Source organism: uncultured Allofournierella sp. (genome assembly GCA_944382705.1).
Taxonomy (GTDB): Bacteria; Bacillota; Clostridia; order Oscillospirales; family Ruminococcaceae; genus Allofournierella.
In genome coordinates this window covers 1-11,797 of record CALWNE010000045.1, presented here as the reverse complement: position 1 = coordinate 11,797, position 11,797 = coordinate 1, and the positions used below count along the sequence as shown (strand labels likewise).

Annotated in this window: 9 protein-coding genes; 8 read left to right on the top strand and 1 reads right to left on the bottom strand. The window is 53.4% G+C overall.

The features are described 5' to 3' along the window. The coding region (locus tag ACH2EM_RS06810; protein WP_395151383.1) for a phage holin family protein at positions 1-233 on the top strand (233 nt) is incomplete at its 5' end. Positions 234-873: 640 nt separating this feature from the next. Then, complete coding sequence (gene srtB, locus ACH2EM_RS06805) at positions 874-1,614, top strand: class B sortase (RefSeq protein WP_395151382.1); 741 nt, start codon at positions 874-876, stop codon at positions 1,612-1,614. A gap of 240 nt (positions 1,615-1,854) precedes the next feature. Here the strand turns inward: srtB and ACH2EM_RS06800 are convergent, their stop codons facing one another. After that, positions 1,855-2,394: a DUF3793 family protein gene (locus tag ACH2EM_RS06800; RefSeq protein WP_395151381.1), complete on the bottom strand. Its 540-nt coding sequence runs from the start codon at positions 2,392-2,394 to the stop codon at positions 1,855-1,857. A 248-nt stretch (positions 2,395-2,642) separates the two neighbouring features. On the opposite strand from ACH2EM_RS06800, the gene ACH2EM_RS06795 reads away from it, so the two are divergent. From ACH2EM_RS06795 to ACH2EM_RS06770, 6 genes are all read left to right on the top strand, one after another. Further along, positions 2,643-3,314: a helix-turn-helix domain-containing protein gene (locus ACH2EM_RS06795; protein WP_395151380.1), complete on the top strand. Its 672-nt coding sequence runs from the start codon at positions 2,643-2,645 to the stop codon at positions 3,312-3,314. Between the two features lie 29 nt (positions 3,315-3,343). Beyond that, complete coding sequence (locus ACH2EM_RS06790; protein WP_395151379.1) at positions 3,344-3,667, top strand: nitrous oxide-stimulated promoter family protein; 324 nt, start codon at positions 3,344-3,346, stop codon at positions 3,665-3,667. Positions 3,668-3,908: 241 nt separating this feature from the next. Next, positions 3,909-4,409, top strand: a complete 501-nt coding sequence (locus ACH2EM_RS06785; RefSeq protein WP_395151378.1) for a MarR family winged helix-turn-helix transcriptional regulator — start codon at positions 3,909-3,911, stop codon at positions 4,407-4,409. A 54-nt stretch (positions 4,410-4,463) separates the two neighbouring features. Next, entirely contained in the window at positions 4,464-6,689 is a 2,226-nt protein-coding gene (locus tag ACH2EM_RS06780) for an ABC transporter ATP-binding protein (RefSeq protein WP_395151377.1), read from the top strand. Further along, positions 6,689-8,527, top strand: a complete 1,839-nt coding sequence (locus ACH2EM_RS06775) for an ABC transporter ATP-binding protein (protein ID WP_395151376.1) — start codon at positions 6,689-6,691, stop codon at positions 8,525-8,527. Before ACH2EM_RS06780 ends, ACH2EM_RS06775 begins: the two co-directional genes overlap by 1 nt. A gap of 395 nt (positions 8,528-8,922) precedes the next feature. Then, positions 8,923-11,535: a cation-translocating P-type ATPase gene (locus ACH2EM_RS06770; protein ID WP_395151375.1), complete on the top strand. Its 2,613-nt coding sequence runs from the start codon at positions 8,923-8,925 to the stop codon at positions 11,533-11,535. Positions 11,536-11,797: the final 262 nt, after the last annotated feature.

Genomic DNA, 11,797 nt, shown 5'->3' with positions numbered 1-11,797 from the left:
CCCACGCTCTTACCCGATTGAGCAGCGATATGCTGGGAGTGCGGCTGGAATTTTTGCAGATGCTGGGCTGGTTTACTCTGGCCAGTTTTTTGGTGAATGAAGCCCGGAGCATCTGCGAGAATTTTGTAGCCATGGGATACCCTGTGCCGGTATTTTTGGCGAAGGGGCTCCAGATCACCCAGGAACTGCTGGAGCAGCAGGCAGAACCCAGCCATGACATGGGGAAAAACTGAAATACCGGGCAGGGACTGGCGCAAACTGCCATGCCGTGGTATAATACACAGCACAATATGGTTGCCATACCGGCAGAGAGAGCGGATGCATGACGGGCAAGAAAAAAACTACTTGCCCGTCATGCGAGAGACATTCAAGTACACACAAAAGGTACACGCTTTGTATTCTAAACCGGTTGTTTTGTTTCATAATATGCAATTTATTGCACTAGTTTGAGTGGAAAAACACCGGTTTGGGTGCATATATTCAAATAATTATATCAAATTTTGGGTTCGAATCCCTCTCTTTCCGCCAAATGAAACCACGGCAAACTATTGGTTTGCCGTGGTTTTTGCTATTAAGTAAATTTTCGGGAATGCACGGTGTATTCTCGCTGCGCTTATCCACCCACTTTGGGTGACCAGATGGCCCGGATTTTGTGCCGAGTGACACAATGGCTCCGACAGTCCTTGTGGGATGCATACAATCCAAAGCGGCGCTTTTGGGCAGGTGTAGGATGAGTATTCATAAAGGATGTTTTTTATACCAACGAAAGGAAAGTTGTACAAAAATTAGGGCAGGTGCCTTTAGGTGCAATTTCCAGATGGTTGACAGGTGGTTGCATGAGTGCGGTATGGGAGAATTTGAAGGAGGAGTAAGATGAAAGGCAGCCAAGGTTGGATTCGTATGGCAGAAGGCGTTTTGCTGGCAGTCATGGTTTGTTCTGCGGTAGCGCTGGGTTTGAATCTGTGGGAGTATCACCAAGGGCGTACCAGTTATAAGGAATTGAAACAGGAGTTGACCGCCAGTCAGTCTCAGTCAGAACAGCCACAGCCCTGGCAGCCGGATTTTGAAACCTTGCAAGAAAAATCGCCGGAAACCATCGCCTGGATTCAGATGGACGGGTTGTCTGTAGATTACCCCATTCTGCACCGTCCAAAAGATAATGGATACTACTTAACGCATTTGTGGGATGGCACCGAGAACAAATCCGGCAGCATCTTTTTGGATGGAAACAATACCTCACTGGAAGATTTGCATACCTTGGTGTATGGCCACAATATGCGTGATGGCTCCATGTTTGCAGGATTGAAGCAATATCTGGATTCTCAATTTTTTACAAGTTACCAGGGCTGGATGACCCTTTACACTCCCCAAGGGGCCTGGCGGTATCAGATTTTTTCGGTGCAAATTGTGGAGAGTGATTCAGAGGTATATAGTACAGCGTTTGAGCCAGGGGATTCCTATGCAGAGTTTGTAAACTGGCTTAAAGCGTCCAGCACCTACAATACAGGGGTGGATGTATCGCCCCAGGACCAGGTGCTCACTTTGAGCACCTGCACAAACGATGGATTGCAGCGAATTGTGGTTCACGCCCGTAGGGCCCAGGCATTGAATTAATCCAACATCCAGCAGGCGGCTCTGCCTTGCAGCAAAGCTTGAAGCGGTATAAAGCTATGGTACGATAACAAAAGGCAAACGCCCCCTGCTCGGGTTCGCAGACCGAGCAGGGGGCGTTTGCTGTTGGAAAGAGTTTTTTATGGAGAAAGAGGTGTTGGTAAGAATAGGATGGAGCGATAGATGCGGATTGCTCCAATGGGGGAGAGAGTTGCTCTGGGGTATATTGCCGAAGGGAGCAGATTACGCTGCTACGGTAAGTTTTTGGATGCTGCGCCCCTGAACAAACAGCTGCTGATACACCCGCCGGCATTTGTGAAACTGGGTAAACAGACGCTTTGCCTGGCAGGCATCGCAGTAGACCTTCCAACAGCCGGAGCACTTGTAATTGGTGCCAGCGTATTGAATAAAGCCCAGTACATCTCCCAGAGGGTACCCCAGAAAAACCCCGATTTCATGAGGGAACTGGGCGCAGGAAGCCAGCCGGCTGCGCAGCTGATGCAGAATGTTTTCAGGTTCCAGCTGGGTGTACCCCTGCTGGCGCAAGAAATCTGCCACACCGGCAGCTGCCAAGTCCCGGGCAAGCCGGGAGGGCCGGTAAACATACACCAGTGAGGTGTTCTGCCGCAAGCGCAGCAATTCCACCCGGATGCCCTTGCCTTGGAGCATCTGGTTCCATTGCTCCAGCTGCTGCACACAGGCAGTGGGGCAGGAGAACAGATTGGCGGTTTTGATGTTGGCCAAAGTGGGGGAACAGTGTTCGATTAAATAGCGTTCCAGCATGACAGACCTCCAGGTGTTTCTCTTGGTTAGCCTTAACTAACTTGATTGCAGTATACCATGCTTCACAGCGAAATACCTTTAAAATCTAATCCTGAATCTTTCAAAATGAATTTCGGTGGAGGCGGGTGCTGCGAGTGGGGGGCAAGGATATCTCTTGACAGAACCAGTGGAGTTAGTCTATACTAATTAAAGAATAGTTAGGGACGACTAACTACTTAAAATAGAAGGAAAACAGGAGGGAAGCATTCATGAATCAGGAGCTGCTGGAAACTTTGTACGACCATCGGGATATCTGCGCAGCGGTGGACAAGCACGATCTGCCGCAAGCTTTGGATTTGTGGAGCAAAAAAGCGGCCCTTTTAAAACAGGAAGGCCATAGCGAGCGCAGCGCCATGCTGGAGGCCCTCAGTCAGAGCTTGTACCTGCATATTTTGCAGATGCGGGGCACAGCCCTGGGAGAATGCCGCCACCAAAGCCGGGAGATGTACAACCGTGCACTTTCCCAACCGGCTTTGGTGGCCCATGGCAAGGAGATAATCCGGCAGTATATGCAAGCCATGCGTGAGGAGCAGACGGGCAGCAGCCATATACAGATGGCCTGTTTTTACATTGATACACACCTGAGCGAGCCATTTACACTGGAAACTGTGGCAAAGCATGTGTTTGTGAGCAAGTGTTATCTGTGCAGGATGTTCCGCAACGAGATAGGGCAGAGTTTTTCTCAGTATGTAACCAACCAACGGCTGGACCGGGCGGAACATCTGCTGCGCAACAGTGATTTGCCCATTGACCGTATTGCAGAGCAGTGTGGGTTTGGTTCAGCAGCCTATTTTGCCACAAGCTTTCGGCGGCGCAACGGCATTGCTCCCACGGTGTTTCGCCGCCAGCTGAAACACCAGGGCGGCACGGCTGCCACCTAACACATCCCGGCAAGAAAGGAATAGCCCTTATGGAAGACACCCTTTGCAAAAAACGACAGATGGAACAACAGCTTTCGGCTCAAATGATAGCGCTGTATTGCCGCAGCAAGCACAAAAGCCCCAAAGGAACGCTGTGCCGTGAATGCCAGGAGCTGGCTCAGTATGCGGCCCGGCGCACCCAGCACTGCCCCCGGATGGTGCAAAAAACATTTTGCAGTGCCTGTCCACATCCCTGCTACAACCCGGAAATGCGCCAGTCCATGCGCAAGGTGATGAAGTATGCAGGGCCTCGCATGCTGCTGCACCACCCATGGCAGGCATTGCGCCACCTGGTGCTGGCAAAAAGCCTTTAACAACCCCCATAGATTTAAAATAGCCCCGCCTGCGTGGAAAATCTCCATGCAGGCGGGGCTGTTTTGTGGTGTAGGGCTTGCCCCAAAAGGAGCTGGAAGGCAGTAATCTATGAGGTAGAAATTTTAGCAGAACAATTTTTACCCAGGGGGATTGACAGAAAAGAAGAAAAGCAATAGAATAGTTAAGCAACATAATTAACAAAGCTAACTAATTACGAGTTGAACAGAAAGGAGGGGTTTCATGCAGGAATTCACCCAAAGCCGAGCACTGGAGTTGATGCAGGCCATGGACCGGCTGCGCCGGGCGTGGAAATGCGCCGGGCCCAGCGGAGAGCTGAATAAATCCGAATTTTTTACCTTGCTTACCCTGCGCAATAAAGGGTGTGATGGATTTCATGCCCAGCTGCATAGTCATAAGGATGAATCACAGCCTATGACCCTCAGCCAGCTGGCTAAAACCATGCAGCAAACCATGCCTGCTGTGAGCCAGCGCATTCGTAAGCTGGAACAGCTGGGCTATGTGGAGCGCACTCAGGATACCCACGACCGGCGCACGGTGTGGATTGAGATAACACCTAAGGGCGCCCAGCTGCTGCAAACGGTGGGCAGCGAGATGCATTGCCGGATGGAGCGCATTCTGAACACTCTGGAGCAGCAGAGCGAGGGCCGGGTGCAAGGTATGATTGATTCCTTCAACTGCCTGGCTGAGGCAGTGCAGCAGGAGTTTGGTGCTGAGGACTGAACTTTTGCGGACTGCGGGCCATCGTGTTGCTAAAACAAAAAAGGAGAAATGACAATGCTGAAATTAAAGCGCTATGTAAAACCCTATCTGGGCATTTTGCTGCTGGGCATCGCACTGTTGTTCGGCCAGGCCATGCTGGAGCTGACCCTGCCCAACTACATGAGCAATATTGTAAATGTGGGCTTGCAGCAGGGTGGCATTACCCAGACTGCACCTGAAATGATTTCCAAGGATAGCATGGACCTGATGCAGATGCTTATGCCCCAGCAGGACAAAGAGCTGGTGCAGCAGGCCTACACCACCCTGGACCAGGCAGAAAATCAGGATGAATGGCTGGAGAAGTACCCTGAGGCACAGCAGCAGGACTATCTGCTAGTTGCGCAGGATACCGAGGAAGTAAGCCTGGCTTTTGACCGGGCATCCTATGCGCTGGTAAATCTGATGCAGACCATGGCAGAGCAGCAGGGCCAGAGCCTGACCAGCCAGGAAGAAAGCCAGCAGGGTTCTGCCAGCATGGATATGGAACAGCTGAGCCAGCTGGCCATGGTGCTCCAGGCTTCCCAGATGGAGCCTTTGGTGGAGCAGGCTATAACGGTTGCCGCCAGCACTCCCGAAACCACAACCCACCAGACCGGTGTGGTGTTTACCAAGAGTTTTTACCAGCAGTTGGATGCCGATACCGAAGCCATTCAGACCGGATACATCTGGAAGACCGGCTTGCAGATGGCGGGCCTTGCCATTCTGCTCACAGTTTGCGCTGTGTCTGCCGGCTACTGCATGGCTCGCCTGGGTGCAGGTGTGGGCCGTGACCTGCGGCGGGATGTGTTCCGCAAGGTGACCTACTTTAACAACAACGAGATGGACCAGTTCTCTGGTGCAAGTCTGATTACCCGTTCCACCAACGACATTACCCAGGTACAAACCTTTTTGAGCATGGGCTTCCGCCTGCTGTGCTTTGCCCCCATCATGGGCATTGGCGGCCTGGTGATGGGCCTTTCCAAGTGCTTGAATCTGGCCTGGATTCTGGCGCTGGCACTGATTGTAATGCTGGGCCTGATTATGGTGCTGTTTGCAGTGGCCATGCCCCGCTTTAAAAAGATGCAGTCCCTCATTGACCGCTTGAACCTGGTAAGCCGGGAGGAGCTGAGCGGCCTGATGGTGGTGCGTGCTTTCTCCAACCAGAATTTCATGCAGGAGCGGTTTGAAAAAGCCAACAAAAACCTTACCAGCAACACCCTGTTTGTAAACCGGGCCATGGCTACCATGATGCCCTTTATGATGCTGGTGATGAATGGCCTGTCCCTGCTGATTGTTTGGTTTGGCGGCAAGCAGATTGCCGAAAGCAACCTGCAGGTGGGCGACATGATGGCCTTCATCCAGTATGCCATGCAGGTAATCATGAGCTTTTTGTTCATTAGCATGATGTTTATTATGGTACCTCGTGCATCCGTATCGGCGGAGCGAATCAGCGAGGTGCTGGAAACCGAGAATGCCGTTCAGAATCCCCAGAATCCCCAGCATCCCCAGGGGGGCGTACAGGGCATTGTGGAGTTTAAGGATGTTTCCTTCCGTTACCAAGGCGCCGATGCAGATGTGCTGGAGCATGTAAGCTTTACCGCCCGTCCCGGCCAGACCGTGGCCTTTATTGGCTCCACCGGTTCCGGCAAGTCTACCCTGGTAAACCTGATTCCCCGTTTTTATGATGTGACCCAGGGTGCTATTTTGGTGGATGGTGTGGATGTGCGCCAGATGGATCAGAAGGAGCTGCGCCAGGCCATTGGCTATGTACCCCAGAAGGGCCAGCTGTTCAGCGGCACCATTGCCAGCAACCTAATGTACGGCGCACCCCAGGCAACCAAAAAGGATTTAGAAGAAAGCGCTGGCATTGCCCAGGCCGAAGAATTTATTAAAAACCTGGAAAAAGGCATGGACACAGAAATCAGCCAGGGCGGTACCAATGTATCCGGCGGTCAGCGGCAGCGCTTGTCCATTGCTCGTGCGCTGGTAAAGAAGGCACCCATTTACATTTTTGATGATACCTTCTCTGCTTTGGACTTTAAGACCGATGCCAAGCTGCGGGCTGCCCTGAAGGAGTACACCCAAAATTCCACCGTGCTGATTGTGGCACAGCGTGTATCCACCATCATGCAGGCCGATCAGATTTTGGTGCTGGATGAGGGCCGTGTGGTGGGCCAGGGAACCCACCAGGAGCTGCTCGCCAGCTGCAAAGCCTACCGTGAAATTGCGGAAAGTCAGCTTTCGAAGGAGGAATTGGTATAATGGCACAACATACGAGAGGACCCATGGGAGCTGGCCCCCACGCCATGATGGCCGCAGGGGAAAAAGTCAAGGACTTTAAGGGAACCATAAAAAAACTGACAGCGTATATGAACCGCTACCTGCCCAGCATGGTGCTGGCGCTGGTGTGCGCTGTGGCAGGCACCGTATTTTCCATTTTTGGGCCCAAAATTCTGGGCAAGGCAACCACCAAGCTGTTTGAGGGCCTGGTAGCCATGATTACCGGCACCGGAGGCATTGATTTTGATGCCATTGGCAAGATTTTGCTGTTTTTGGCTGGCCTGTATATCATCAGTGCGATCATGTCCTATGTGCAGGGCTGGATTATGTCCGGCATTGCCACCAAGGTAAGCTATGCCATGCGCACCGATATCAGCCGCAAAATCGACCGGCTGCCCATGTCTTATTTTGACCGGGTGTCTCACGGTGAGGTGCTCAGCCGTATTACCAACGATGTGGACGCCGTGACCCAAACCCTGAACCAGAGCCTTTCCCAGATTGTAAGCCAGGTAACCATGGTGGTGGGTGTACTCATCATGATGCTGTCCATCAGCCCCATCATGACCCTGGTGTCTCTGTGCATCCTGCCGGTGTGCATGGTGATTTTGATGAATGTCATCAAGCACAGCCAGAAATTTTTCCGCCGTCAGCAGGAGTATCTGGGCCATGTAAACGGCCATGTGGAGGAGATGTACGGTGCCCATGTGGTGGTAACCGCTTTCAATGGCCAGGAGCAGAGCATCCGCACCTTTGACGAGCTGAACGAAACGCTCTATCAAAGTGCCTGGAAAAGCCAGTTCCTTTCTGGCATGATGATGCCCATGATGAACTTTGTGAGCAACCTGGGCTATGTGGCCATCTGTGTGCTGGGCGGCTTTTTGAGCCTGAACGGTGTGATTACCGTGGGCGACATCCAGGCCTTTACCCAGTATGTGCGCCAGTTTACCCAGCCCATTACCCAGATTGCCAACATCTCCAACCAGCTCCAGATGACCGCTGCCGCTGCCGAGCGTGTGTTCCTGTTCCTGGCTGAAAGCGAGGAAATTGAGGACACCGCCCAGCCTGAGGATGCAGACAAAATCACCGGTGCGGTGGAGTTCCGCCATGTAAACTTTGGGTATGTGCCGGAAAAAACCATCATCAATGATTTTTCCGCCAAGATTGCACCGGGCACCAAGGTGGCCATTGTTGGCCCCACCGGCGCCGGCAAAACCACCATGGTAAAGCTGCTGATGCGTTTTTACGATGTAACCGACGGTGCTGTGTTGCTGGATGGCTGTGATGTGCGCAGCTTTAAACGGGGCGAGATGCGCAGTGCCTTTGGCATGGTGCTTCAGGATACCTGGCTGTACAATGGCAGCATCCGGGAGAACATCCGCTTTGGCCGCCTGAACGCCAGCGATGAGCAAGTTCTGGCCGCTGCCAAGGCTGCCCAGGTGGATCACTTTGTGCGCACCCTGCCTGCTGGGTATGACACCGAGCTGAACGAGGATGCCAGCAACATCAGCCAGGGCCAGAAACAGCTGCTCACCATTGCCCGCACCATTCTTTCCGACCCCAAGATTTTGATTTTGGACGAAGCCACCTCCAGCGTGGACACCCGCACCGAAGTGACCATTCAGAAAGCAATGGATGCCCTTACCGAGGGCCGCACCAGCTTTATTATTGCCCACCGGCTTTCCACCATCCGGGATGCTGACCTGATTCTGGTGATGAAGGATGGCGATATTGTGGAAACCGGCAACCATGAGGAACTGCTGGCTAAGGGCGGTTTCTATGCAAACCTGTACAACAGCCAGTTCAGCGATGGCGAGGAATAACCTGCCCTAAATGACTGCGGCAGCTATATTTGCAGCCCAAAGGGCACCGTTTTGGATGCTTTGCACCAGGACGGTGCCCTTTGCCATGGGTTCGGATGCATAATTCAGCCCAAGAATTCACAAAATATCGGCAAAACCCATTGACGGAACGAGCGCCGCATGATATAGTGAAAGTATCGTTGAAAAGGGAGTAGTTGCAAGCCGTTCTGTCAACATCTCGGCCCTATGGCCTGGCAGAGTGCGCCGCTCTTTTACAAGCAAGATCGGTAACAAGACTTTTCGACAGCAAATGCGGATGTTTGTTTCGCTATGCTGTCGGAAGGTCTTTTTTTTATCGCCTGGCAGACCTTCCGGGCAGGCGGCAACGCAACGAAAGAAAGGGAGTTTATTGTATTATGGCGAATTCTTATTTCGACAAAACCACGCAGCAAGCCCTGCAGGAGATGCAGGCAACCACCGAGGGCTTAACCAAAGCTGAGGCGGCCAAACGGCTGGAGCAATATGGCCCCAACCAGCTGGCAGAAGGCAAAAAGAAAAGTGCCCTGGTGGTATTTTTGGAGCAGTTTAAAGACCTGCTGGTGTTTATCCTGATTGGTGCTGCCATTATCTCCATGGTGTCTGGCAATATGGAAAGCACACTGGTTATCTTTGCGGTGCTGATTTTGAATGCCGTGTTGGGCACCGTGCAGTATCTGAACGCCGAAAAGAGCCTGGAAAGCCTGAAAGCCATGTCTGCTCCCACTGCCAAGGTGCTGCGGGACGGCGTGCGCATGGAGGTGGCCGGCCCTCAGATTGTGCCCGGCGACATCGTTTATCTGGAAGCTGGCGACCTGGTGGTGGCCGACGGCCGCCTGCTGGAGTGCTACTCCCTGAAGGTGAATGAAAGCTCGCTTACCGGTGAGTCCGAAGCGGTGGAAAAAACCGCCGAAGCCCTGCCCGCAGGCAAAACCGCACTGGGCGACCAGAAGAACATGGTGTTCTCCGGCTCGCTGGTAACCTACGGCCGTGCAGTAATGCTGGTAACCGGCACCGGTATGCAGACCGAGATCGGCCACATTGCAGAACTGATGAACCAGACCCAGCAGCGCAAAACCCCGCTGCAAAAAAACCTGGACGATTTTTCCGGCAAGCTGGCCACCGCTATCTTGGCCATCTGTGTGGTGGTGTTTGCCCTGTCCATCTTCCGCAGCCACATGACCATTCTGGATTCGCTGCTGTTTGCAGTGGCTCTGGCAGTTGCTGCTATTCCTGAGGCACTCAGCAGCATTGTTACCATTGTGCTGGCTATGGGCACCCAGAAGATGGCAAAGCAGAACGCCATCATCAAGGAGCTGAAGGCGGTGGAAAGCCTTGGCTCGGTGCAGGTAATCTGCTCGGATAAGACCGGCACCCTGACCCAGAACAAGATGACTGTGCAGAAAATCTGGGCAGACGGCAAGCTGGTGGACAGCCGCCAGGCTGACCTGAAAGACCCTGCCCAGGAGATGCTGATGAAAATCGGTCTGCTGGCCAGTGATGCCACGGTGGACACCGCCATCGGTGCTTCGGTGGGTGACCCCACCGAGATTGCCCTGCTGAACTGGGGTGTAGATCATCAGCTGGATGCTTCCACCGTGCGCAGCCAGTTCCCCCGTTTGCAGGAGCTGGCCTTTGATTCCGACCGTAAGCTCATGAGCACCCTGCACCGGGTAAGCGGCAAGGAAATGCTGCTGACCAAGGGTGCCATGGATGTGATTTTGGATCGTACCGAAACTGTACTCACCGCCCAGGGTCTGGTTCCCCTGACCCAGGAGCTGCGCAGCTCCATTGAGGCCGTCAACGAGGAGTTCTCCCGCGAGGGCCTGCGTGTGCTGGCCTTTGCCTGCCGCTCCATTGAGGGCGACCGCCCCATCACCTTGGAAGATGAAAGCGGATTCACCTTTGTGGGCCTGGTCTCCATGATTGACCCGCCCCGTGAGGAGAGCAAGGAAGCTGTGGCCGATGCAAAGCGGGGCGGCATTCGCACGGTTATGATTACCGGCGACCATAAGGTGACCGCCACCGCCATTGCCAAGCAGATTGGCATTTTTGAGGAAGGCGACATGGCCCTGGAGGGCGTGGAACTGGATTCCATGACCGAGGAGGAGCTGGACGAAAAGCTGCCGCACATCTCGGTCTACGCCCGTGTATCGCCAGAGCACAAAATCCGCATCGTGAGCGCATGGCAGCGCCGGGGCTGCATTTCCGCCATGACCGGCGACGGCGTGAACGATGCACCTGCCTTGAAGAAGGCCGATGTGGGTGTTGCCATGGGCATTACCGGCACCGAGGTAAGCAAGGATGCCGCTTCCATGATTTTGGCCGACGATAACTTTGCCACCATCGTGAAGGCTGTGGTCAACGGCCGCAGTGTGTACGCAAACATCCGCAATGCAATTCAGTTCCTGCTGTCCGGCAATATGGCTGGTATTCTGGCTGTGCTGTATGCCTCTGTCATGGCGCTGCCGGTGCCTTTCCAGCCGGTGCACCTGCTGTTCATCAACCTGCTGACCGATAGCTTGCCTGCCATTGCCCTGGGTATGGAGCCTGCCCGCAAGGGTCTGCTGGACGAAAAACCCCGTGACCCCAACGCATCCATCCTGGATAAGGATTTGATGTTCAAGATTATGTGGCAGGGCGGCCTGATTGCAGTGGCCTCCATGATCGCATTCTACCTGGGCTTCAATGCCGGCGGCGCTGCACTGGCCAGCACCATGGCATTCGCCACCCTGACCCTGGCTCGTTTGTTCCATGGTTTCAACTGCCGTGGCAAGGAGAGCATCTTTAAGCTGGGCCTGAGCAGCAACAAGTACTCCGTTATGGCATTTGTTGGCGGTTTGGTGCTGCTGGTGGCTGTGCTGTCCATCCCTGTGCTGGAAAGCCTGTTTATGGTTGCACCCCTCACCGGTATGCAGTACCTGCAAATTTTGGGTCTGGCCTTTGCTCCCACCCTGCTGATTCAGCTGGGGCGTGCCGTTCAGGGCAAGTAAAAATTGGTTGGTTTTCGGGATGCCGCACCCCGGTAATTGCCTGTTAAGGCAAGGTTTGTTCCGTGCAGTGCAACATTATTCCGAAACCTGCTAATACGAAAAAAAGAGAGAAATTCTGCAAAGCAGAATTTCTCTCTTTTCAGCTTGTAGAAAAACCTGCTTTGGCAATCAGACCAGAGCAGGTTTTTGGTTTGTAAACAAGAAGGAAGATGGAAAAAGCAGCGAAATGTTGGGCGTATTTTCGCGCAATCTGGACCGTTTG